We start from the raw sequence: 23,807 nt of genomic DNA on the forward strand, positions 1-23,807 counted from the left end.
TTCACCGTTATCACCCTTCCCCTTCCCTCTAGCTTCGCCCCCCATGGCCTCCCGTCGATCCGCACAAGCCTTCGCTGACGCCCCGCGCCCCACGCTCACCCGCGCCACCTTGCGCAAGGCCACGCGCGTGTTCCGCTACCTGCGGCCCTACCGCTGGCCGTTCATCGGCGGGCTGCTGCTGCTCTTCGTCACCACGGGGCTTTCGCTGCTCTTCCCGCTGCTGCTCGGGCAATTGGTGGATGCCGCGCGCGGCGATGCCGGTGCGCAGGAGGCGCTGCTGAAGCGCATCGACGAGGTTGCGCTCACGCTGCTGGCGGTCTTCGCGGCACAGGCTTTCTTCGGCTTCTTCCGCATCTTCCTCTTCTCGTGGATCACGGAGAACATGCTGGCGCGCATGCGGCGCGACACCTACGAGCACCTGCTGCGCCTGCCCATGACCTTCTTCGCGCAGCGCCGCGTGGGCGAGCTCAACAGCCGCATCAGCGCCGACATCGCCATGCTGCAGGATGCGCTCACCACCAACCTCGCCGAGCTCATCCGCCAGGTCCTCGTGGTGGTGGCGGGCATCGTGCTGCTCACGCAGGTCAGCATCGACCTCACGCTCACCATGCTCGCCATCATCCCGGTGGTGGCGCTGGTCGCGGTCTTCTTCGGAAGGTTCGTGACCAAATTGAGCAAGCAGGTGCAGGACCGCATCGCGGATACCGGCGTGATCGTGGACGAGACGCTGCAGGGCATCCAGAACGTGAAAGCCTTCGCCAACGAGCGCTGGGAAGCGCTGCGCTACGGCACGGCGGTGCTGGAGGCGCGCGGACTGGCGCTGAAGGGCGCGCGCTGGCAGGGCGCCTTCGTGAGCTTCATCATCCTGTGCATGTTCGGCGCCATCGTGCTGGTGATCTGGCGCGGGGTGCGCATGCTGCCCGCAGGCGAGATCAGCATGGGCGAGCTCTTCACCTTCATCCTCTACAGCATGTTCATCGGCGCCAGCATCGGCGGACTGCCGGAGCTGGTGAACCGCATGCTGAAAGCCATCGGTGCCAGCGAGCGCTTGATGGACCTGCAAGAGGAAGTCGCGGAGCCCATCACCTTGGAAGAGCGCAAGGAGCAGCTTCAGCTCCAAGGCGCCATCGCCTTCGAGCAAGTGGCCTTCCACTACGCCAGTCGCGCCGACATGCCCGTGCTGCGCGAGGTGAGCTTCTCGGCCAAGCCCGGAGAGCGCATCGCGCTGGTTGGCCCCAGCGGCGCAGGCAAGAGCACGGTGGCCTCGCTGGTGCTGCGCTTCTATGATCCGGTGAGCGGCCGCGTGCTGATCGATGGCCAGGATGCGCGCGACTACGACCTATCGGCGCTGCGCGACCGCATGGCCATCGTGCCGCAAGAAGTGCTGCTCTTCGGTGGCAGCATCCGCGAGAACATCGCCTACGGAAGGCCCGGTGCCAGCGATGCCGAGATCGAGGCGGCGGCGCGAAAAGCGAACGCGCACGACTTCATCGCATCGTTCCCCGAGGGCTACAAGACCATCGTGGGCGAGCGCGGCATCCAGCTCAGCGGCGGTCAGCGGCAGCGCATCGCCATTGCCCGCGCGGTGCTGAAGGACCCGGCCATCCTCATCCTCGACGAGGCCACCAGCGCATTGGACAGCGAGAGCGAACGCCTGGTGCAGGAAGCGCTGGAGCAATTGATGAAGGGCCGCACGAGCATCGTGATCGCGCACCGGCTCAGCACCATCCGCGATGCGGATCGCATCCTGGTGCTGGACAAGGGCGTGGTGGCCGAGAGCGGCACGCACGAGGAGCTGATCGCGGATAGCGAGGGGCTCTATCACAGCTTGAGTCGGTTGCAGACGAACGAGGCGTAATTAGTCCGTGCTCGGACTTGCATTCCGGTATCGGGCGATTAACTTCAACCTCCCAATTCTTTTCACCATGACGCCAAACGCCAAACGCCAGAGCCTGATTCTGGTTCTATTCATCGTTGCTATTGCAACGAAGGCGCAGCCCGATTTCCATCCCGACTATTTCGGTGAAGCCTTGAAAGACGCGATTGGCTACATCGAGAACCGGGGCCAGGTGAAGAACACGAACGAGGTGCTGGTGCCCGACGTGCTCTACTACACCCAAGGGGCGAAGCCGCGCGCCTACTTCCAGCGGAAGGGCCTGGTCTCGTACGTGCTCGCGAAACGCGACACCAGCATTGCTGTACCGGACACGCTGTACCGGCTTGATATGAAATGCGTGGGGCCGAACGTGCAGGATGTGGCGCCTACCGCCTACATCGTGAAGCCCTACACCCAGAGCTTCTACACCTCATGGACGGGAGATGGCGTGGAGAACGTGAACGGTTATAGCCGCTTGGTGTACGAGGACATCTATCCGGGAATCGACCTGCACTTCTACACCGGACCGTATGGCCAGAAGATGGCCTTCGTTTGCCATCCCGGTAGCAGCCCCGACAACATCAAGCTTCAGTTCGCCGGACACGACGGTATCGCCATTGATTGGGATGGAGCGCTTAGGCTGCTCTTCAATGGTCATTGGATCAGGTTCAATGAGGCCATCGCATATCAGTACGACGCGGGAAATAATGTCTCTCAACTCGGCTGGACAGCCAGCTACGGATTGGACAGCTTGCTGTCCATCTCGAACTTCACCTTCGACACGTTCGACCCCGATTTGCCCTTGGTGCTGCAGATCGGACCTCCGCCTGGTGGCGGTGGCGGCCCAATTGAAACACCTGGCCTGTGCTGGAGCACCTACTTCGGCGGTGACCAGAGCGATGTGATCACCAGCAGCACCCAGGATGCTCAAAGCAACTACTTCGTGGCGGGGAGAACGGGCAGCGGGGAGTTGGAATTCCCTGCGGCCCCCGGAACCTTCGCCTACCCGAACACCGGAGGCAACCTGGCTTTCCTGGTGAAGATGGATGACCAGGACCGCATGATGTGGCGCGCCTTTCTTGGCGGCGAAGGCGGAGACATCACAATCGCAAATGCGGTGGTGGCCAAGGACAACACCAGCACACCCATGGTGTACATCGCGGGAAGCACGAACTCGAATACACTGAGCACGTGGGCCAATGGTTCGGCGTACTTCAATGGGAGCAGCACGAACACGACCTTCAAGGGTTTCATCGCTTCTTTCGATAATTCAGATGTGCTGCCAACCAGCCTCAGATTGTGGACAACTTACATCGGTGACTCCGATGTGCAGATACACGGCATGGCCAAGGATGCCAGCGAACGGCTCTTCCTCACAGGACAGACCTTGGGCTCCCTGCCGCCAGAGCAAGAGACAGCGCCGAGCGGGAGTGAGCATTACCCTTACGTTGATGGCCTCGATGCCTTCATCATTCTGTTGAACGAAGATGATCGCACCCTTTGGGTTACGCCTTACGGTGGCAGCGGCGATGACAAGGCCAAAGAAGTAGTGGTGGGCGATGGGAAAATGGTGATCGCTGGGGATACAGAAAGCGCTGATATTATCACTGTGGATGGCGGGAGCAATGCGTGGGACAGGGAATTCGCCGGGGAGATCCGCGAGTGCTTCGTGGCCGAATTCGACTTGAGCGGCCACCAGCAATGGGGCACTTGCCTCGCAGCGGACCAGGATGGAAGCCCCACGATCATGGACATGTTCGGTAAAGGCCTGGCCATCGATCCGGTCACACAGGACATCATCATCGGTGGCAGCTTGTTCTCACAAGGATTGCTCATCGTGGAGGGGCCAGGTTGGTACGACAACACCGCATTGCCTGGCGTCCAGAACAGCTTCCTTGCCCGCTTCTCCGGCACCGACCGCTCCCTGACCTGGAGCACTTACCTCGCAGGAAGCAATGCGGCCTTCATGAACGAGGTGCGCACCTTGTATTTCGACGGTATCGGCAACCTGTATGTGGCCGGACGCACGCGCGATCTCTCACTGCCCTTGACTCCGCTGGAAGATCTGTACTATACTAACCTCATCCAAGCGGATGTCGTCGCTGTGGACCCTGGACCGCCGCCGACGGCCATCGTGGAAGCCTCGGACATGTTCGTGATGTCGTTCACGCCCGACCATTGGCTGGCCTGGTGCAGCTACATCGGCGGGCAGGCCGGCACCTTGCACGAACTACCGCACACCTTGCTCCGCCGCAATAGCGACCTCTACGTGGCCGGCTTCACCAGCAAGCACACCGTGCATTTCGATGGATTCAACTTCACCAGCTTCTTCCCGCTGCACGATACACAGGTGCCCGGTGTGCATTTCACGGACACCTATGGCGACGTGCCCAACTTCGAGGGCAATGGCACTTCCGATGCCTTTATCACACGTGTCTGCGCTTCGGCGCTCACGAGCACGGGCGAGCGTCCAACGTCCTTCTCCGCCGGACTGCTCGCCAGACTTGAAGGCGGACGCATCGCGCTCGCAGGCCTGCCCCTTGGGCCGCACGAGGTTGCCATACACGATGCCTCGGGGCGGGTGGTGCAACGCGCACGGGTTGTCAGCGACGGAAGCAAGGCGCTGTTCCCTTGCCCTGTTGTGAGTGAAGGCGTCTATTTCGTCACTGTGATGCAGTTGGGCCTTGCGGCCAAGCTGCACATCACGCGCTAACCGCGGCCCATGGTACGCGCACTACTTGTGTTCATGGCATGCGTGCCGTGCTTCCAATTTTTGTCGCCGGCTCAATATTGGGCACCAGCGAACCTGCCGGTGGTAGTGGATGGGCAACTTACTCAATTATACAGTGATGAAGCTGAAAACGCGTTCTGTGTCTGTGGCTTAACCCGAGTCCCCGAAAACGCACCAAGCCCTTGGCGGGTTGGGCTGGTTTGCAATCTTGGCAATCAGTGGGACACACTCGGAATTTTCAATAACACGATCGGTCCTGTGGCGAAATGGGCAGATACATTGTTCGTTTCAGGCGGCTTTACAGGAGTAGATTGGAATCCACTACCGGGTCGTGCGGCCATTTGGTATGATGGTCAATGGCATCCCGACCCTCAGTTTAATCTGCCGTCGCATGCGGGCATCATCAGGAAGACGGGAGTAGCGGTCTTCATTCTGGGCAAATTCGAGGAGTCTCCAGGAGTGGATCACACCGGCGTTGGCATACGCCAAGGTGGCCGATGGGTGCCCGTGGGCAACTTGCCTGCGCTGAGCAGTACAAGCAGCGGCCCGCAGATCTTCGACATCATCGAGTTCAATGGCGAGCTCGTGATCACGGGCAACATCAACACGGTGCTTGGCGATGATGTTCTTGTTCTCGATGGCGATGATTGGGTACCTCTCGGTGGTGGACTGGTGGGCTGGAACAGCTTCGGTAAACGCATGGCCGTGTATCAAGGCGAATTGTATGTGGGCGGCGGCATGTCCATGGCCGGAGGCGACGTGGGACAGAACATTGTTCGTTGGGATGGGACGCAGTGGCACCCAGTGGGCAGTGGCCTGCAAACCCAACTGAACAACTTCGGTGCGTATGGAACAGCGGAGGACATGGTCGTGCATAACGATGAGCTATTCGTATGCGGTGGTTTCCGCTACGCTGGAGGCATCCCCGCCAAGTGCGTTGCCCGCTGGAACGGAAGCCAGTGGTGCTCTGTTGGCGGCGATACGGGCGACTATATCTTCTGCATGGGTTTCTTCCAGGACACCCTGCTGGTCAACAGCCAGACCATGGGACATATCGCCAGGTTCGTAGCACCTGAATACGAGGACAACTGCGGCTTGTGGACAGGGGTGGAGGAGCACACCGCTGAGACTGATGCGATCCGTGCCTGGCAGGATGCTGGAGCCATAGTGATTGAGGGCCTGCCGATTGGTACGCACGAAGTGAGCATGCATGACGCTACAGGTCGCTTTGTGCACCGTGCGCGCACAACCAGCGATGGAACCAAGGCGTATTTCCAGCGGCCAGTAGTCAGTGAAGGCGTCTACTTCGTCACCGCTGTGCAGTTGGGCCTTGCAGCCAGGTTGCACATCACGCGATAACGCCGCCCATGTCACGCGCACGACTTGCGTGCATGGCACTCGTGCCGTGCCTCCATTTTGCTTCGCTCGCCCAATACTGGGCACCAGCGAACCTGCCGCTAGTGGTGGATGGGCAGCTCTGGCAGTTCTACTCGGACGAAACGGAAGGGATTTTCTGTGTGTGCGGCCGAACGAAGGTCCCCGAGAACGCGCCGAGTCCATGGCGAAATGGCCTTGTGTGCAACGTCAACGAACTGTGGGATACGCTGGGGATTTTCAACGGTGACGTAAGCTCCGCTGTCCAATGGGCCGACACGCTATTTGTGTGCGGCGGCTTCACAGGAATCGACAGTCTGGCCCTTGGAAGAATACTCGGCCGCGTGGAAGGTGCTTGGCTCTCGTTAGGTGAACCGGAGAATGCTGGTGCGACGAAACTCAAAAGGATCAACGACGAGCTGTACCGCCTGGGCAGCGGCCCCACATTGCATGGCTTGCCAGCCACGGGGATCTCGAAGCGAATGGGCGGCCAATGGGTGCCACTTGGTAATCTACCGCCACCGGACGTGCCTGGCGGGGGAAATTGGATCTTCGACATCATTGAGTACAACGGCCAACTGGTTATCACTGGCAACATCAACACGGAAGTTGGTGATGATGTGTTCGTGCTACAGGGTGATGACTGGGTTCCGCTTGGCGGGGGGCTGGTGGGCTGGAACAGTTACGGCAAGCGGTTGGCCGTGTACCAGGGCGACCTTTACGTGGCCGGCGGCATCTTCATGTCACAGGGCGATGCGGGGCAGAACATCATGCGCTGGGATGGGCAGCAATGGCATCCGTTGGGTACCGGGCTGCAGACCCAACTCGGCAGCTTCGGGCAAACCGGTGGCGTAGAGGACATGATGGTGCATCATGGCGAGCTTTGGGTGAGCGGCGGCTTCCGTTACGCTAGTGGCGTGTACGCGCGCGGGGTAGTGCGCTGGGACGGCAGCCAGTGGTGCTCGGTGGGTGGCGAGCCAAGTAGTACCGTCTTTTGCTTCGGCTTCTTCCAGGACACGCTCTACATCAACAGTCCAGGGCCCATCGATGGGCAGGACATGGACTACGTGGCCAAGTTCGTGGCGCCCGAATACGAGGACAACTGCGGGCTATGGGCGGGAGTAGGCGATGCGGGCTTCACCTCACTTCCTTTGGTAATCTGGCCGAATCCAGCCGGTTCCTTGCTTCGTTGCGCCACGCCAGTCAGGGGCAGCGTGCGAGCTCGAATCTGGGATGGAGTCGGTCGCCTTGTCCGAGATGCATCCCTACGGGTGATCGAGGATCAGCTTGAGATTGACGTCACGGACCTCGAGCCCGGCTTGTTCCTACAGGAAATTGAGGAGCAATACGGGCTGAAGCGCGCGACGCGCTTTGTCAAAGATTGACCGGAGCTACAATTCCACCTCCACCACCTTCTTGGTGGCGAAGAACTCCTCCTCGAAGTGCTCGGAGAGGTCGTGCACGCGGTAGCGCTGCTTGATCGGAAGGAGCTCATCGGCCAGCTCGCCGCCTTTGAGGTAGAAAAGCTTCCCCTCCCCTTTCGGGACCAGGTGCCGCGTCATGCGCAGGAATTCGGGCAGGGTGGTGACGGCGCGGCTCACGATCACATCGTAGGTCTTCTTGTGGTCCTCGCTGCGCACCTGCTCGGCGGTGCAGTTGGTGAGGCCGAGGCCTTCGATCACACCCTTCACGGCCATGATCTTCTTGCCGATGCCATCGATGCCGTGGAAGGTGCAATGGGGGAACAAGATGGCCAGCGGGACCAAGGGGAAGCCGCCGCCCGTGCCCACGTCAACGATGCGCATGCCCTTCTTGAACTGCACCACCTTGGCGATGCCGAGTGAATGCAGGATGTGCCGCTCGTAGAGGTGCTCGAAGTCCTTGCGTGAGATCAGGTTGACGCGGGCGTTCCACTCAGCATAGAGCGGGCCCAGACGAGCGAACTGCTCCCGCTGGTGCGCGGTGAGTTCGGGGAAATACCTCGCGATCAACTCGGCACCATCCATGAGTCGGCGGCCCGGATCAGATCGTGTCCTTGCGCGCGTTGAGGAGCCCTTCGAGGAACTCGCGGGCGCGGAAGAGCTGGGCCTTCACGGTGCCGAGCGGCAGGTCGAGCTCCTGGGCGATCTCCTCGTAGCTGTACTCCTGGTAGTAGCGCAGCTCCACCAGCTGCTTGTAGCGCGGCTTCAGCTTGTCCACCACCTCGCGCATCACTTCATTCTTCTGGTTGCGGATGGCCACATCGGCGGGATCGGGGCCGTGGCCCTTGAGCTCGATGGTCATCTCGTCGCCGTCGTCGGTGCCGATGGGCGCATCGATGGAGAAGGTCTTCTTCTTCTGTTTCCGGATCCAGTCGATGCAGTTGTTCGACGCGATCTTGAAGAGCCAGGTGCTGAAGGCGTAATTGGGCGTGTACTGCTTCAGTCGGTTGAAGGCCTTGCCGAAGGCCTCGATGGTGAGATCCTCCGCATCGTCCTTGTTGTTGATCATCTTCAACAGCATGAAGTAGATGCTGTCGCGGTAGCGGCTCATCAGCTCGGCATAGGCCTTCTGGTCGCCCTTGTCCACGGCCTTGCGCACGAGGATGTAATCGTACCGGGCCTTCTCACTGAGGTTCTCGTTCACTTCCATCGTTTGGGCTTTACGAGGATCGTGCTGGCATAAAGCAGCGGATCCAAAAGTAGGAACAGCCATTCCAAAGGCAGGGCGAGCCAGGCGATGGCACCGGCCTGCAAGCGGCGCAGCGCGGCAATGGCCACGGGCTGCAGCAGCAGGAGCTGAGTGCCGAGGCCGATGGCCGATTCGACCCAACGCTGGCGCAGGAGCAGCATGATCAGCGCGCTCCAGAATACCAGCCGCGCCAAGGGCAGCAGCATCAGCAGCACCTGATGGCCGAAGCGGTAATGCACTGCCGTGGTGTAGTGGCGGCGCTTGCGCCGGATCCAGGTGGGCAGATCGGGCGTGGGGCGCGTGGTCATGAAGCTGTGCGGATCGGCCACCACGGCGGTGTTCCCTTTGCGCGCCGTAGCGTTGATGAGTAGGTCATCGTCGCCGCTCATCAGGTGGTTGTGCTTCTGCGGGCCGCTGGAGCCGAAGAAGACATCGCTGGCGTAGCCCAGGTTGCGGCCAACGCCCATGTACGGGATGCCGGCCTGGGCGAAGCCGAGGAATTGCATGGCCTTGATGGCGCCATCGTAACGCTCCAGCACACTGCCCAAGCCGGGCGACTTCGCGTACGGGCTGTGGCCGATCACGATCTTCCTGCCATCGCGGAAGCCGGAGGCCATCAGCGCGATCCAATCGGTGCTCGCGGGAATGCAATCGGCGTCGGTGAGCAGCACGTGCGGGTGCGATGCGGAACGGACACCGACCCCGAGCGCGATCTTCTTCCCGTAGTTGAAGCGCTCATCGGCCTGGATGTTCACGGGCTTCAAGAGCGGGTACCGGGGCTTCATCCATTGCAGGATCTCCCAGGTATCATCATCGCTGCGGTCGTTCACCACCACCACCTCGAAGGCGCGGTGGTCCTGCTGCATGAGCAGGGGGATCAGCTCCTCGAGCGTGCGCGCCTCGTTGCGGGCGCAGATCACCACGCTGATGGGCAGGTCACGGTCGGGCTGCGCCGTGCGCTTGCCGAAGGCCAGCCGGGCGAACATCACGGCGTGGAAGGCCAGCAGCACGGCCAATGCGCCGAGCATCACTTGGAAATCGATGGGCCACATGCAATCGCGAAGCCGCACCAAGGCGGCACGAGCGCTGGCGAAACTACCGGCAGGGGGCGGCGGGGTGCCGCACGAATCGACCATTTATGAACACCATGTGCCGGGCAAGGGCTATTGAGCCAACAGGTCCAAAGGCATCACGGGCGCGCTTTGTAATGCGAGCCTGTTCTTCCCCTGCTGACCTATACAGCCTATTAGAAGAGGAGAGCATGTAAGGCCCGTGAATTCTCCGATCGACCATGACGCGAGGCCTACTTTCGCAGCCATGTTCACCCTGGTGACCGTACCTGACGAGAAAGCCGCGTTCATGCTCGAGCTTTTGCGAAGCCTGCGCTTCGTGAAGCGGATCGAATTGCTGGACGAGAACGTGCCGAATAAGGGCGTATCAGGGCCCAAGTCGGATGTCTTGCGCAAATCGACCGCGAAGCGCGCATCCAAGAAGCGGCCGAACCGTGGAGCCAAGTGATGTGTCCCTGATTCCTCGGATGCCCTTCCAGTTCGACCTACTCAACAACGACCCGCATTCCTCGGCTCGGGCCGGCGTGCTTCATACTCCCCACGGCCCCATCCCCACGCCGGTCTTCATGCCTGTGGGGACACTGGGCGCGGTGAAGGCCGTGCATCCGCGCGAGTTGAAGAACGACCTCGATGCGCCCATCATGCTCAGCAACACCTACCACCTCTATCTGAGGCCGGGTACCGAGGTGCTGGAGCATGCGGGAGGCCTGCACCAATTCAATGGCTGGGACCGCCCCATCCTCACCGATAGCGGCGGCTTCCAGGTGCATAGCCTCAGCGACATCCGCAAGATTACCGAGGAAGGCGTGAAGTTCCAGAGCCACATAGATGGCAGCACGCACCTGTTCACGCCGGAAAAGGTGATGGATATCCAGCGCAGCATCGGGGCCGACATCGTCATGGCCTTCGATGAATGCACGCCCTGGCCCTGTGAGCCCGCATACGCCGAGAAGAGCATGCACATGACGCATCGCTGGCTCGATCGCTGCATGGCGCGATTGAAGGAGACCGACCCGAAATACGGCCACGAGCAGGCCCTCTTCCCCATCGTGCAAGGCAGCACCATCGCCGAACTGCGCAGGCAGAGCAGCGAATACATAGCCAGCAAGGATGCCGCGGGCAATGCCATCGGCGGCCTCAGCGTTGGGGAGCCGGAAGAAGAGATGTACGCCATGGCCGAGCTCTGCTGCTCCATTCTGCCTGCCGACAAGCCGCGCTACCTCATGGGCGTGGGCACGCCGTGGAACCTGCTTGAGAACATGGCGCGCGGCATTGATCTATTCGACTGCGTGATGCCCACGCGCAACGGCCGCAACGGCATGCTCTTCACCCGCGAGGGCATCGTGAACATCAAGAACAAGCAATGGGCCGATGACCATAGGCCGCTGGACCCTGACGGCACCTGCTGGGTTGACACCGCTTACTCGCGCGCCTTCGTGCGCCACCTGTTCCAGAGCGGCGAGATGCTGGGCCAGCAGATCGCCAGCCTGCACAATCTGGGCTTCTACATCAGCCTGATGCGCGAAGCCCGCGAGCGTATCATCGACGGTAGCTTCACCGCGTGGAAGAATGAGCTCCTGCCCCGCTTGAAGACCCGGAACTGAATCGCGCTGACCAAGCGCACCGCTGCCACCGTCAACTGCCCACCGTCCACTCCCTCACCGCCTCGTGCGCATCCTCGATCGCTACATACTCCGCAAGTTCCTGGGCACCTTCTTCTTCATGCTGGTGCTCATCATGCTGGTGGCCATCGTCTTCGACCTGAGCGAGAAGACGGAGGATTTCGCGCGCACCAAGCCCAGCGCCCGCGCCATCGCCTTCGACTACTACGTGAACTTCGTGGTGTTCTATGCCAACCGCTTCAGCGGCCTCTTCACCTTCCTCGCCGTGCTGCTCTTCACCAGCCGGCTCGCGCATCGCAGCGAGATCATCGCCATGCTCAGCAGCGGCGTGAGCTTCCCGCGGCTGATGCGCCCGTACGCCATCGGCGCCACGCTCATCGCGGCGATCAGCCTCTACGTGAACCACGAACTGCTCCCCAAGGCCAATGAGAAGCGCCTGGCCTTCGAAGAGGACTACGTGCGCGTGGTGGCCTTCATGGTGAAGGACCGGCACCTGCACCGCGAGATCGCGCCCGGCCTCATCGTCTATGGCGAGCGCTTCTCCATCGAGGAGCATACCATGCACCACTTCGGGCTGGAGCGCTGGGAGAATGGCGCCCTGCACAGCAAGCTCGACGCGGAGCGCGCCGTGTACGACAGCCTGAGCGGCCATTGGCGCGCGATCAACTACACGCGCCGCGTGATGGGCGCACAGGGCGATGCCCTCACGCGCGGATTCGAGCTCGACACCGTGCTGCCCTTGCGCCCCGCCGACCTCGGCCAGCGCGTGGAGACGGCCATGGCCATGCCCACCGGCGCGCTCAACACCTACATCACCGACCGGCTCCGCCAGGGCGATGGCCGCGTGGGCCCTTACCTGATCGAAAAGCACCAGCGCACCGCCTACCCCCTGGCCACCTACATCTTCACCCTCATCGGCGTGGGCATCGCCAGCCGCAAGGTGCGCGGCGGCACCGGCCTGCACCTCGCGTTAGGCGTGATGCTCGTGCTCGTTTACTTCTTCGTGGTGCAGTTCACCACCGTGGCTGCCACCAACGCCGGCATGGACCCCTTCCTGGCCGTGTGGCTGCCGAACCTGGGCTACGCGCTGATCGGGGTCTGGATCTACCGCACGGCCCCGAAGTAGGCCAACGGCCCATCACATCCTTTCCATCGGCATATTGCGATGATATCCAATCATCGTAATATTGCGATCTCATTACGAACCATGGGACTCATCAAGGCCGACCTCTTCACCGACGAGCAGAACCGCTTGGCCGCCCTGGCCAAGGTGCTCGGGCATCCAGCGCGCATCGCCATCCTGCAATACCTCGTGAAACGGGGCAGCTGCGTGAACGGATCGCTCGTGGAGGAGCTGGGCCTGGCGCAGGCCACCATCAGCCAGCACCTGTGGGAGCTGAAGAACGCCGGGCTCATCCAAGGCACCATCGAAGGCACGAGCGTGAGCTACTGCATCGACCCGAAAGGCTGGAATACGCTGAAGAAGGGATTGAACAAACTGCTCACGAGCGTGAGCGACAACTGCTGCTAGTACGGGCAGGATATATCCCGCCCTCAACTCAACTAAACCCAACCAAGATGAACAACACAACGCATGGGCCGGGAATTTCCGGCCCCAACGAGATCAAGGACCTCGTCCGCGCCAAGTACGCGGAGATCGCCAACCAGGACAAGGACACCAACGCCAGCAGCTGCTGCGGCGCCGGGGGGTGCAGCACATGGTACGGGCCGGACATGTCCGGCCCCAACGCCATTTTCTCTGACGATTACTCACATCTGCCCGGCTACAACGCCGACGCCGACCTCTCCCTGGGCTGCGGCCTGCCCACCGAATCCGCAGGGATCAAGAAAGGCGACACCGTGCTCGACCTGGGCAGCGGCGCTGGCAACGACTGCTTCGTGGCGCGCCACGAGACCGGCGAGGATGGCCGCGTGATCGGCGTGGATTTCACACCCGAGATGATCGCCAAGGCGAAGGCCAACGCAGCCAAGCTGGGCTACCAGAACGTGGAGTTCCGCCAAGGCGATATCGAAGCGCTGCCGCTCACGAGCAACATCGTGGACGTGGTAGTGAGCAATTGCGTGCTCAACCTGGTGCCCGATAAGAAGAAGGCCTTCAGCGAGGTGCTGCGCGTGCTCAAACCCGGCGGCCACTTCAGCATCAGCGATGTGGTGCTGAAGGGCGAGTTGCCAGGCAACTTGGCCAAAGCCGCCGAGATGTATGCGGGATGCGTGAGCGGGGCCCTGCAGGAAAGCGACTACCTCGGCATCATCCACGGGCTCGGCTTCGAGCAGGTGACGGGGCAGAAGCGCAAACAGATCATCGTGCCGGACGACATCCTTGCGAACTACCTCAGCGCTGAAGAGCTCTCGGCATTCAAGGCAAGCGGAACAGGCATCTTCAGCATCACGGTGTCCGCGACGAAGCCCGGTGCCATCGGTGCGACTCCGGGTCAAGCCAAGGACAACAAAGAAGAACTGAAAGCCGCCTGCTGCGGAAGCGGAAGCAACTGCTGCTGAGCCATCGCCATGCTCGCCCTCATTCCTGCCTTCTTGCTGGCCATCACGGCACAACCCGCATCCGACATGGACCGCACCCTTCATCCCGAACTGCAGCGCTACGTGAATGAGCGCGTGATCCCTGCTATGGCCGCCATCCCCACGGAACGCAAGGAAAGCCTGGACCTCATCGTCGCCTTCGTGAAGGAGCGCAAGGCCGCCGGTGCCACCGCCGACCTCACCTTCATCTGCACGCACAACAGCCGGCGCAGCCACCTGAGCCAGCTGTGGGCGGCCACCGCAGCTTGGAGCTTCAGTCAAGACCATGTGCGCACCTACAGCGGAGGCACCGAGGCCACGGCCTTCAACCCGCGTGCTGTTGCTGCCGTGGAACGCGCGGGGTTCCACGTGGTGAAGCCCGAAGGGAAGAACCCGGTGTACGAAGTGTCGTTCGCGAAGGACCATGCCGTCGAACGCTGCTGGAGCAAGAAGTACGACGATGCCGCCAACCCCCAGAAGGATTTCTGCGCCGTGATGACCTGCTCTGAGGCCGACAAGAACTGCCCCATCGTCTTCGGCGCCTTGGACCGCATCAGCCTGCCCTACAACGACCCGAAGGAGGCCGACGGCACGCCCGAGGAAACCACTCGTTACGATGAGCGCTGCCTGCAGATCGCTGCAGAGCTGTGGTACGTGATGCAACTGGCCGCGCGATAACCGCTCCATGGCGTCCCACACGCGCCCGCTTCTGGCCGAACTGCTGGGCACCTACGCGCTGGTGTTCGCCGGCACGGGCGCCATTATCGTGAACGAGCAGACCGGTGCGCTGGGGCATTTCGGCGTGGCGGCCACCTTCGGCCTCATCGTGCTGGCCATGATCTACGCCTTCGGCGATGTCTCCGGCGCGCACCTCAATCCGGCGGTGACGATCGGATTCGTGGTGGCGAAGCGCTTTCCACCGGCGAAGGCCCCGCCCTACATCGCCGCGCAACTGTGCGGAGCGCTGCTGGCCTCGATCACCTTGCGGTCGCTGTTCCCGAACGACGCCAGCCTTGGTGCGACGCTACCAAGCGGCAGCGCAACACAGTCCTTCGTGCTGGAGCTGTTGCTCACCTACTTCCTCATGTTGGTGATCCTTCAGGTGGCGCACGGCTCCAAGGAGGTGGGCCTCATGGCAGGCATCGCGATCGGCGCCGTCGTCGGTCTGGAGGCCATGTTCGCCGGACCGATCTGCGGCGCGAGCATGAACCCGGCGCGGAGCATCGCGCCGGCGCTGATCAGCGGTGAATTGAGCTCCCTATGGATCTATATCGTCGCTCCCCTGTTGGGGGCGCTGGCGGCGGTCGGTACCTGGGGACTGCTGCGATCGAGCAATGCCTGACCGACATGATGACCATGCGCATCCGAACGCTCACTGCGTTCCTTCTTCTACGGCTCGTCGCCATCGCACAGGACGCGCAATCTCCGGACTGTGCCTCACGATCGACGTGACTGGCGACCTGTCCGAACGCTGGAGCTACAACATCGATCTCATCGATGCTATAAGGAACGGCGAACATGGCATCGAGGCCGGGTTGCTGTACATCGACTGGAGGATGCCATACGGATGGTTGCACCAGTACAATCCGCAGGTCACCTGGGTGAGCCGGCTCGCGCGGCCCTGAGGCCGACGACGGTCACCGGAACTTCAACACCCTTGCTGTCGCACTTCCCTTGGGCCCGATGATGCACACGATGTACGCACCATCCTGCAGCGCCGACAAAGAGATCACCTGCATGCCTGATGACAACACCGGTTGCCGATGGACCACCGCCCCCAGCGCTGAATGAACCACCAGCTCCGCACCCGGTTCCAGCCATGGCGAGCTCACCGTCATCTGGTCCGAAGCAGGATGGGGGAAGAGCTGGAGGGGCATTCCGGGCCCTGCGGCCTGCAGGCCGGTGGTGATGTCGCCGAACTTCTGAATGAACACATCGTTGGCCCCGAAGGCGGACACGGTGAGGTCCGTTGGTCCGGGGTCCAGGTCCATGGAACCGACGAACATGCCCGCGGTGTACACGTTGCCAGCAGCATCAAGGTCCGCGGCACAGAGCTCGAAGTTGGTACCGCCCTGCTGCAGGCCCCAAGCGAGCTGCCCGGCGTCGGTGTACTGGGCCAGGAAGATGTCCGTGCTCCCAGCGGATGTCAGATTGAACGTTCCTGGGCCGGGATCGAGGTCCACGCCCACCGTGAACGTGCCGCACAGCACCGGCAGCCCGGAGGCGTTCACGCGGCAGGTGCGCACATCCTCGTCTGCCGGACCACCGATCTGCGCCGCCCAATCGAGCACACCGGCGGTATCCAGGCGCAGGAGGAAGGCATCGGGCGTGCTCACCGGCGAAAAGCTCTGCGTGCCCGGTCCGGGATCGAGGTCGGCCGAGGCGCCGCTGAAGGTGCCCGCCACGTACACCGCGTCATTGGCATGCACGGCAACCGACCGGGCGCGGTCCACATTGGTGCCGCCTACGCTGCCCGCCCAGCGGAACTGGCCGGTTTCATCGAGCTTCAGCATGAAGGCGTCCTCGTTGCCCACCGCCGCGATCACGTCCGTACCGGCGCCGGGATCGAAGTCCACCGTGCCGCGGTAGGACCCCACCACATACACCTCTCCATCCGGGCCCGCATCCAACGCATGAACCTCATCGCCCGAGGTGCTGCCGAACCGATGCGCCCATTGGTAGGCGCCCGTGCCGCTCAGCTTCAGCACGAAGGCGTCTGCACCGCCGGCCGAGGAGAGGGAGGCCGTGCCCGAACCGGGATCGAAGTCCACCGTATTGTTGAACCAGCCGCCCACGAGCACTCCGCCCGCATCATCCACCGCCACTGCAGTCCCGCGGTCATTGAGCGTGCTGCCGAGGCTGGCGGACCAGAGGTAGGCCCCCGTGCTATCCAAGGCCACCACGAAGATGTCCTGACCGCTGCCGTTGGCCACCACATTGGCCACGCCGGGCCCGGGGTCGGCATCGAAACTGCCGATGAAGTAGCCGGTGAGGAAACAATTGCCCTGCGCATCGGTGGCCACCGCAGCAGGCCATACCTCGCCGGTGCCGCCCATGCTCAGTGCACGTACATGACTTCCATCGGTGTTGGTCCACGTCACGAACAGGTCGAAGGAGCCGTTGGCCGTGAGCGGGTCGGTGAAGTTGACATCGGGGTTGAAGTCCACCGTGTTCTGGAACGAGCCGGTGCTGACGAGCCTGTCCAGGGGATCCACGGCCATGGCCAAGCCTTGGTCCACTCCCGTGCCGCCCACGCGACCGGCCCATTCCAGCACTTGCGCGTTGGCTTCAGCAGCACCCAACAGGTTGAACGATCCTGCGCAAAGCAGGGCGAACGTGTTCGATCCTTTCATCTGGACGGGGTGGTTCTTGAGGCTCAAAGAAAACGAACCCTCGCGCCCTCTCTGTTCAAGGAATGTGAACTTCGTTTGCGCCTCTTCAGTTCCCAACACGAATGAGCTCTATTGCCACTCTCGGCCTCCGCGCCAACTGGAAACAGTTCACCCTGCTCGTGATCGTCAATGCTTTCGTGGGCGGCATGGTAGGCATCGAACGAACGGTGCTGCCCGTGCTGGCGGAATTGGAGTTCGGCATCGCCTCGCACGCTGCGGCGTTGAGCTTCATCATGGCCTTCGGCATCAGCAAGGCACTGGCGAATTACTTCACCGGAAGGCTTGCCGGACGTTACGGGCGGAAGGCCTTGCTTGTGACCGGCTGGCTGCTTGCCTTACCCGTGCCCTTCATGCTGATCCATGCTGATGCGTGGGCCTGGATCGTGGCGGCGAACATCCTGCTGGGCATCCACCAAGGCTTCGCGTGGAGCAGCACCATCGTGATGAAGATGGACCTGGTGGGCGAAAAGGACCGCGGCCTGGCGATGGGCCTCAACGAGTTCGCCGGCTACCTGGCGGTCGGTGCGATGGCCTTCCTCACCGGCCACCTCGCGGCGCAGTATGGCCCGCGTCCTGTGCCTTTCCAAGTCGGCATCTCGATCGCCGTCATTGGCTTGTTGATGACGCTGCTGTGGGTGAAGGACACCGTGCATCATGTCGCAGCGGAGAGCGCGCATTCCATCGTGCCCAGATTGAAGCGCGTGTTCTCGGAGACCAGCCTTACGCACCGGACATTGGGCAGCGTGACGCAGGCCGGCCTGGTGAACAATCTGAACGACGGCATGCTGTGGGGACTACTGCCGGTATTGCTATTGAGCGAAGGCTTCGGACAGGGGCAGATCGGTGCCATCGCTGCGGTGTACCCCGCCGTGTGGGGACTCGGACAGCTCTTCACCGGCAAGCTCGCCGACCATGTGAACCGGCGCACGTTGCTCATCATCGGCATGGTGCTGCAAGGGCTCGCGATCCTGCTGCTTCCCTATGTGCATGCACAGGGCACGTACATCGCATTGAGCGCCGCGCTCGGACTGGGCACCGCGCTGGTATACCCGACTTTCCTCGCCGTGATCGCCGCGCACACGCATCCGCAGCAACGCAGCGAGGCTGTTGGCGTGTTCCGCCTGTGGCGCGACCTGGGCTATGCCATCGGCGCATTGCTCACCGGCCTCATCGCCGATCGCTTCGGCATCACGGCTTCGATTCTCGCCATTGGAGCGGTCACGGTGCTCAGCGGCGTGGTGGTGTGGCTTCGCATGCCCAGCGAGCGCAAATGCCTGGAGCCGGAAGATCTGAAACCGCTGCTCGGCAAGCCCAACGTGCGCGTGGTGGATGTGCGCAGCGCGGAGGAATTCGCGACTGGCCATCTGCCGCAGGCCATCAACATCCCCCACGCCGAGTTGCTGGAGCGCGCGCGCAGCTGGTCGCCGAAGGAGCGGATCATCACCGTGTGCGCGAAAGGCGGCGGAAGAAGCGCTCAGGCTGCGCAGGTGTTGCGCGATAGGGGCTTCGGGCGGACGTGGTGGTTGTGCGGGGGGACGTTGGGTTGGCGGTGAGGCAGCGAGAACGACACCAAGGGCTCAGACACCCGCCTCCACGAAGGCTCCTGAAAATGCTCGGCCATCAGGGACCAGGTATGCCATCGACCAGGTCAGGCTGCTTGATGTTCCGGGCAATCCGTGCGAAGCTCAGCTACCGACAAGTCCTTTTCCAGTAGTGCACAATGATGCTTGCCTTTGCGGTCTCCACGGTAATGCGCACACGACCAACACATCCGTTGGACCTGCACCTCCCCACTGCTTAGCAAGGACTCGAGCAGGCGCATCAAGGCCAGCAGCAAGACCTCACGTTCACGGAGAGGCAAGGTTGCAAGGGCCTCCGTGAAGGGACCACCATCAGGCATCCATCTCCTACCGGCCGCTGATACGCGGAGCGCATGGCTGCGTCCATCGTGTGGATCCGGCTTCCGCAGGAGGAGGCCGCGCTCCACAAGCAGTCCCACACTGTCACTGATCGTAGGTCGTGTCACTTGCAGTTCCTCTGCCAATCGGGCCACACCGATGGATTCTCCTGGATGCTCGACGATGAATCCAAGGATCCGGATCTGCAGTGGGCTCAACCCCGCACCGGTGGCTTGTTGCCAACGAAGCGCACGTGAGATCTCACCGATGCGCTCCAACAGGCGGGCAAGTTGCGCATTCAATGTATCGTCGCTCTTGTCTTCGCGGGCCATGTCCGAAAGGTATTGCGCGAAAAAGGACCCGGCTCATACGGCCGGGTCCCTTCGCCTCTTCTGCGCGATCAGAACTCGCCCTCGTTCACGTATGGTTGGCACCAGAGCGTGGCGGTCATGGTCACTGCCTTGAACCAGGCGGCGTGCATCTTCTCCACATCCTCCGTGCTGTGTCCCTTCTTTGCCAGGAAGTCCTTCATGGTAGCGGTGATCGGAAAGATGAAGCCCACCAGGTAGCGCATGTGGATGATGGGCTCCGCCTGCACACCATCGGTCGCGTTCTTCTTGGTGCTATGGTGTCGCAAGGCGATCTCGTACTGGTAGTTGAGCCAGTCCTGATCGTAGGGCCGGTTGCAGATGTCCATGATCCACTGACCGAAGCGGGCACGCACAGCGGTCAGGTACTCCATGTCCGGCTGGCCCTTGTGCGAGAAGTAGTGTACCAGGTGCGGATGGCTTCCCACATAGCCATACCACAGGTCGAGCACGGCATCGGTCTGGTCCTTAAGCACTTCGCCTGCCATGTGCAGGTACTTCTCATCCTCGGGCCCGAAAAGCACGGTGGCCTTCAAGGCGTCAAGGTCCTGCATGGTGAACGGCGATGCGCCCACCTTTCCATACGCGTATCCATTGGGTGTTTCCATGGTCGTTGAGGGTTTGGTTTGTTCCGGTGAAGTGGTCTTCGGTCGCTGGGCGAGCACGGGGATCGTGGTCAGGCCCAAGGTGATGATGATGGTTGCTCTTTTCATTGGGGTCGATTGTTCAGGAGTGACGGACTGAAGGGATCGCGATCCTTCGGTCGCAAATATAGTTAGGTTTCCTTACTTTTGTCGCGACCGCTCCCTTGAAGCCATGAAACACCTCTTCACCTTCCTGCAAGCACTCCTGATCGCGATCACCATGCAGGCCCAACAACGCAACACCATGAACGAACAGACGAAAGCGGCCGAAGTGGCCGTATGGGACACCTATGTCACCCGCAAGGATGGCCGGGTGATGCACTTCGACATCATCGCACCGAGCGGCCAGCGCGACACGACTATTATCCATGGCTATGGCCGAGCCTACCTGGACAGGAAGGGTGAAGGCGGACAGCCGCTCACCGCGAGGGAGTGCCGCTTCTGTCACGTGCGCGCCCTACTGCCCCAGTGGGAGGCCGAGATCCAAAGCCAAGGCTACTTCATCCTGGAGATGGACAACTGTGACTGAGTCATTGGTCCCCCAAGGGGCGCAGGTGTTGCGCGACATGGGTTATGGAAAGACGTGGTGGCTTTGCGGTGGGGCGGTGGGTTGGCGGTGAACTCGAGAAACGAACCACGCATCACATCAACGCTGTCCGCATCACCAGAGGCTGTTGGATCATGCGCCCCGATGGTCATACTATCCCAACGCCGTAGCTCAGTGGCATGGGACTCGTGAACGGCCAACTCTTCCTGAAGAACCCGCGATTGCCGGAGCTGGAGCCTGTTCCCGTGCACGCCTTGGTGGATACCGGGGCCGTACACCTCTGCATCCCCGAGCATGTTCAGATACATCTGAAGCTGGAAGCCATCGACCAGAAGGAAGTGACCTTGGCGGATGGCAGCCGGAAGCTGGTGCCGTATGTGGGTCCCATCGAGATCCGGTTCAAGAACAGGACCGGCTTCGCGGGCGCCTTGATCCTCGGTGATCAGGTGTTGATGAGTGCCATTCCCATGGAGGACATGGACCTGGTGGTGATCCCCAAGACCCGCACCATCGATGTGAACCCGGACAGCCCGAACGTGGCCTCGAGCGTGGCCATGGGCGTGCGACCTTCACATCGGTCCTGAGCCGAACGAGCAGGTGCCTTCGGGCATCCTTGCGACAGATCGAGGTACTCAAGCACCAGTTGGATGCGCCCATCGAAAGAGCGGAACGTCACCGTGTGCGCGAATGGAGGCGGGCGTTCTGCGCAGGCCGCACAAGTACTGCGTGACCTGGGTTTCAGGAGAACGTGGTGGTTGTGCGGGGGCACGCTGGAATGGCAGTGAGGGAATGCACCTTCAAGCTGGTCCATGAACCAAAGTGCCCAACGTTGACCGCTACGGCATTCGCGAACCTGTGAAGTCGGAAATGCGGGCCGCGGTCATCGAGAAGCTAAGAGCACTACCCCCGGACCGACCTGAAAAAAGACCTCAGCGCGCCATGCGAATCGTGTACGGCTCGCCATTGAGCCAGATCCGCCCGAAGTATGCCCCCTGTGCCGCTTTGAAAGGAAGGCGCGCACGGTGATCGCCTTGATGCATGGATACGGTGCTGCCTGCATGGAGCACCCGGCCGGCGGCATCCAGGAGTTCCAACCGCACCTCACCCGGTACGAGCAGGGTGAACAAGAAGCTCACCTCATCCGCCTCAGGCACCAGCGCCAATCGTGATAGCAGTGCCTGCTCCTCGATCCCGACGGCATCCGCGATATTCACCGTATAGTCCTCGATTTCCCCATGGTAGCCCAGCGGATCAACCGGGTAGTCGCACGGCGTGGGCACGGTGTGGCCACCATGACTGCACATCTTGGCCGTGACCCGCATCCGCGTTGGGCCGGTCATTGCATTCGCTGGAATAGTGATCTGCCCCGCATGCGTCGGTCCAGCCACATGATCGACGCTCAAGAGCGTCTCGCCTGCATCGTCCAACTGTCCATCGTGATTGAAATCAATCCAGATGCGGAGATTCATGTGAGGGCTGATCAGCGCATCAATCGTGAAGCCCATGGTGATCGGGTAGCTCATCCCCCGGACGAGCGTTGTCGTCAGGCCGGTATTCACGTAACTGTTCGAAGGGTAGTTCTCGATGTCCGCGCTCACTCGCGAGATCGAATTGCAGCTGAACTGGGTGATGCCGGGCATGTTGGGCCCGTAAGGGATGGCCGTGGTGGGCATGCACCATTGGGCATCGACCGCGCAACCGCTTACGGAAAGCGCGGAAAAGAGTAGCAATGTTCTCATGGCAGATGATCAGGTTTGCTTCGATTGACCTGATCGCCGGAATCGCCGTTGCTCTCATGAGTGACGGTCGGTTCACCGCTCGGAATCCGGTGCTTGCTGCGCAGGGAACGGCTCATTGCAGCGCCCCTTACGACAACCAGGATCACACTGTCAGATCCAGTGACGGCACCGCGCCGTTGCTTCAATCCCCCGTGATGCACAGTTGATTCAGCGTAACTCGATGTTTTCGTGCTACGGCAAAGGCACCAAGGCACCTCCGTCAAGTGACTTGTGCGCACCCCATCTCCCGGAATTCAGCGGACCTGCCGTGCTACTTTCGCATATACCAGCATACCTGCTCCGATGCGAATGCTTTTAGCCTCCATCCACTTGGCTAGCGCCCTTTGTTCTTTCGGTCAGGACGCCGGATTGCATTCACGTTCGACGATCGCACTCCGCTCGGAACTGGAACGCATCCACGACCTCGATCAGCGCGACCGGAACAACGTGCACCACTACATCCCGGGCGCGGAAAAGGACAGCGTGATCGCGCACATGGTGATGCAGGATAGCCTGAACCTCATTCGCGTGAAGGCCATCATTGATAGCGCGGGCTGGTTGGGTGAGGATGCCATCGGCCACAAGGCCAACTCCGCGCTCTTCCTGGTGATCCAGCACGCGGATGCTCGTCCGGACCTGCAGGCCAGGTACCTCGAGGTGATGCGCGAAGCCGTGGAACGTGGCGATGCGAAGCCCGACCAGCTGGCCATGCTCGAGGACCGCGTAGCCGTGAACCATGGCCGTCCCCAGATCTACGGATCGCAAATCGGCTGGAAGGACGGCAAGGGCTTCGTGAAACCCATCGCGGATGAGGAGCACGTGAACGAACGCCGCGCCGCCGCGGGACTTGAACCGCTGGAGAGATACGTTGAGCGTTTCGGCCTCACCTGGTCACCGCCGGTGAAGAAAGAGCGCGTGCTGCTGCTGGGGCCTGCGAACCCGCATTGATGAACGCGGGTTCGGCTTCCTCGTGCGGCACATCGTCGAGGTGGAGCTGCTCTTCGCCAAGAATGTGTTCGGGCTGGAAGGGGTGCACGCGCGTGCCAGCACCGTGGCCACGGGGCACGACACCGGCGAGTGGACAGACCTCGCTGCGTTGAAAGCTTACGTGCAGGAGAGCTCCGACACGCTACGTCGCGCCATCGAGGCCACGCCCGATGCCGGCTGGGATAAGGTGATCGAGACAAAGGAGTTCGGTCGGAAGACCAAGGCCGAGGCGCTGGGCAGGATCGTGACGCACACGGCCTACCACGCAGGGCAGATCGGGATAGCGATGAAATACGGGACGGGTTAGTATTG

The 23,807-nt window shown here is 61.7% G+C and carries 24 protein-coding genes; 17 read left to right on the forward strand and 7 right to left on the reverse strand.

Annotated elements, in window-relative coordinates:
• Positions 1 to 43 precede the first annotated feature (43 nt).
• From IPM12_00100 to IPM12_00115, 4 genes are all read left to right on the forward strand, one after another.
• Entirely contained in the window at positions 44 to 1,858 is a 1,815-nt protein-coding gene (locus IPM12_00100) for an ATP-binding cassette domain-containing protein (protein ID MBK9146199.1), read from the forward strand.
• 67 nt (positions 1,859 to 1,925) lie between these two features.
• On the forward strand, positions 1,926 to 4,589 hold the full coding sequence (locus IPM12_00105; GenBank protein MBK9146200.1) for a hypothetical protein: 2,664 nt from the start codon (positions 1,926 to 1,928) through the stop codon (positions 4,587 to 4,589).
• A 9-nt stretch (positions 4,590 to 4,598) separates the two neighbouring features.
• The gene (locus IPM12_00110; GenBank protein MBK9146201.1) at positions 4,599 to 5,966 is read left to right on the forward strand and encodes a hypothetical protein; all 1,368 of its coding nucleotides are present in this window, start codon (positions 4,599 to 4,601) and stop codon (positions 5,964 to 5,966) included.
• Positions 5,967 to 5,998: 32 nt separating this feature from the next.
• On the forward strand, positions 5,999 to 7,366 hold the full coding sequence (locus tag IPM12_00115; protein ID MBK9146202.1) for a hypothetical protein: 1,368 nt from the start codon (positions 5,999 to 6,001) through the stop codon (positions 7,364 to 7,366).
• A 6-nt stretch (positions 7,367 to 7,372) separates the two neighbouring features.
• Here the strand turns inward: IPM12_00115 and rsmG are convergent, their stop codons facing one another.
• Genes rsmG through IPM12_00130 form a run of 3 tightly spaced genes read right to left on the reverse strand, consistent with a single transcriptional unit; the run spans position 7,373 to position 9,703 of the window.
• Positions 7,373 to 7,987, reverse strand: coding sequence for a 16S rRNA (guanine(527)-N(7))-methyltransferase RsmG (gene rsmG / locus IPM12_00120; GenBank protein ID MBK9146203.1), 615 nt, complete (start codon positions 7,985 to 7,987; stop codon positions 7,373 to 7,375).
• A gap of 16 nt (positions 7,988 to 8,003) precedes the next feature.
• The gene (locus tag IPM12_00125) at positions 8,004 to 8,612 is read right to left on the reverse strand and encodes a sigma-70 family RNA polymerase sigma factor (GenBank protein ID MBK9146204.1); all 609 of its coding nucleotides are present in this window, start codon (positions 8,610 to 8,612) and stop codon (positions 8,004 to 8,006) included.
• On the reverse strand, positions 8,603 to 9,703 hold the full coding sequence (locus tag IPM12_00130) for a glycosyltransferase (protein MBK9146205.1): 1,101 nt from the start codon (positions 9,701 to 9,703) through the stop codon (positions 8,603 to 8,605). The genes IPM12_00125 and IPM12_00130 overlap by 10 nt, the downstream gene beginning before the upstream one ends.
• A 265-nt stretch (positions 9,704 to 9,968) precedes the next feature.
• Between IPM12_00130 and IPM12_00135 the strand changes: the two genes are divergently transcribed.
• The 8 genes from IPM12_00135 (at position 9,969) to IPM12_00170 (ending at position 15,506) form a co-directional block, all read left to right on the forward strand.
• The gene (locus IPM12_00135) at positions 9,969 to 10,169 is read left to right on the forward strand and encodes a hypothetical protein (GenBank protein MBK9146206.1); all 201 of its coding nucleotides are present in this window, start codon (positions 9,969 to 9,971) and stop codon (positions 10,167 to 10,169) included.
• A gap of 19 nt (positions 10,170 to 10,188) precedes the next feature.
• Complete coding sequence (gene tgt, locus IPM12_00140; GenBank protein MBK9146207.1) at positions 10,189 to 11,325, forward strand: tRNA guanosine(34) transglycosylase Tgt; 1,137 nt, start codon at positions 10,189 to 10,191, stop codon at positions 11,323 to 11,325.
• A 64-nt stretch (positions 11,326 to 11,389) separates the two neighbouring features.
• Complete coding sequence (locus IPM12_00145) at positions 11,390 to 12,469, forward strand: LptF/LptG family permease (protein MBK9146208.1); 1,080 nt, start codon at positions 11,390 to 11,392, stop codon at positions 12,467 to 12,469.
• Between the two features lie 81 nt (positions 12,470 to 12,550).
• Positions 12,551 to 12,874: a winged helix-turn-helix transcriptional regulator gene (locus IPM12_00150; protein MBK9146209.1), complete on the forward strand. Its 324-nt coding sequence runs from the start codon at positions 12,551 to 12,553 to the stop codon at positions 12,872 to 12,874.
• 74 nt (positions 12,875 to 12,948) lie between these two features.
• Complete coding sequence (locus IPM12_00155; GenBank protein ID MBK9146210.1) at positions 12,949 to 13,863, forward strand: arsenite methyltransferase; 915 nt, start codon at positions 12,949 to 12,951, stop codon at positions 13,861 to 13,863.
• A gap of 126 nt (positions 13,864 to 13,989) precedes the next feature.
• Positions 13,990 to 14,559, forward strand: coding sequence for a protein-tyrosine-phosphatase (locus tag IPM12_00160; protein MBK9146211.1), 570 nt, complete (start codon positions 13,990 to 13,992; stop codon positions 14,557 to 14,559).
• 7 nt (positions 14,560 to 14,566) lie between these two features.
• Positions 14,567 to 15,223: an aquaporin gene (locus tag IPM12_00165; GenBank protein ID MBK9146212.1), complete on the forward strand. Its 657-nt coding sequence runs from the start codon at positions 14,567 to 14,569 to the stop codon at positions 15,221 to 15,223.
• Positions 15,224 to 15,329: 106 nt separating this feature from the next.
• Positions 15,330 to 15,506: a hypothetical protein gene (locus IPM12_00170; protein ID MBK9146213.1), complete on the forward strand. Its 177-nt coding sequence runs from the start codon at positions 15,330 to 15,332 to the stop codon at positions 15,504 to 15,506.
• 12 nt (positions 15,507 to 15,518) lie between these two features.
• Here IPM12_00170 and IPM12_00175 read toward each other — a convergent pair whose 3' ends face one another.
• On the reverse strand, positions 15,519 to 17,234 hold the full coding sequence (locus IPM12_00175) for a T9SS type A sorting domain-containing protein (GenBank protein ID MBK9146214.1): 1,716 nt from the start codon (positions 17,232 to 17,234) through the stop codon (positions 15,519 to 15,521).
• A 101-nt stretch (positions 17,235 to 17,335) separates the two neighbouring features.
• Between IPM12_00175 and IPM12_00180 the strand changes: the two genes are divergently transcribed.
• Complete coding sequence (locus tag IPM12_00180) at positions 17,336 to 18,826, forward strand: MFS transporter (GenBank protein MBK9146215.1); 1,491 nt, start codon at positions 17,336 to 17,338, stop codon at positions 18,824 to 18,826.
• A 95-nt stretch (positions 18,827 to 18,921) separates the two neighbouring features.
• Here IPM12_00180 and IPM12_00185 read toward each other — a convergent pair whose 3' ends face one another.
• Together IPM12_00185 and IPM12_00190 are read right to left on the reverse strand one after the other, a co-directional pair.
• Positions 18,922 to 19,503 (reverse strand): MarR family transcriptional regulator, encoded by a 582-nt coding sequence (locus IPM12_00185; protein MBK9146216.1) that lies wholly within the window; start codon positions 19,501 to 19,503, stop codon positions 18,922 to 18,924.
• A gap of 68 nt (positions 19,504 to 19,571) precedes the next feature.
• Complete coding sequence (locus IPM12_00190) at positions 19,572 to 20,147, reverse strand: protogloblin ApPgb (GenBank protein ID MBK9146217.1); 576 nt, start codon at positions 20,145 to 20,147, stop codon at positions 19,572 to 19,574.
• Positions 20,148 to 20,427: 280 nt separating this feature from the next.
• On the opposite strand from IPM12_00190, the gene IPM12_00195 reads away from it, so the two are divergent.
• Positions 20,428 to 20,712, forward strand: a complete 285-nt coding sequence (locus IPM12_00195; GenBank protein ID MBK9146218.1) for a DUF2024 family protein — start codon at positions 20,428 to 20,430, stop codon at positions 20,710 to 20,712.
• 197 nt (positions 20,713 to 20,909) lie between these two features.
• Positions 20,910 to 21,314, forward strand: a complete 405-nt coding sequence (locus IPM12_00200; protein MBK9146219.1) for a clan AA aspartic protease — start codon at positions 20,910 to 20,912, stop codon at positions 21,312 to 21,314.
• A gap of 345 nt (positions 21,315 to 21,659) precedes the next feature.
• Here IPM12_00200 and IPM12_00205 read toward each other — a convergent pair whose 3' ends face one another.
• Complete coding sequence (locus IPM12_00205) at positions 21,660 to 22,469, reverse strand: hypothetical protein (protein MBK9146220.1); 810 nt, start codon at positions 22,467 to 22,469, stop codon at positions 21,660 to 21,662.
• Positions 22,470 to 22,877: 408 nt separating this feature from the next.
• On the opposite strand from IPM12_00205, the gene IPM12_00210 reads away from it, so the two are divergent.
• Together IPM12_00210 and IPM12_00215 are read left to right on the forward strand one after the other, a co-directional pair.
• On the forward strand, positions 22,878 to 23,456 hold the full coding sequence (locus IPM12_00210) for a hypothetical protein (GenBank protein MBK9146221.1): 579 nt from the start codon (positions 22,878 to 22,880) through the stop codon (positions 23,454 to 23,456).
• Positions 23,440 to 23,802 carry a DinB family protein gene (locus IPM12_00215; protein MBK9146222.1) on the forward strand — a complete coding sequence of 121 codons (363 nt, stop codon included), beginning with the start codon at positions 23,440 to 23,442 and terminating at the stop codon, positions 23,800 to 23,802. The genes IPM12_00210 and IPM12_00215 overlap by 17 nt, the downstream gene beginning before the upstream one ends.
• The last annotated feature ends 5 nt before the right edge of the window (positions 23,803 to 23,807 follow it).

It is taken from the genome of Flavobacteriales bacterium (assembly GCA_016716605.1).
GTDB lineage: Bacteria > Bacteroidota > Bacteroidia > Flavobacteriales_F > PHOS-HE28 > PHOS-HE28.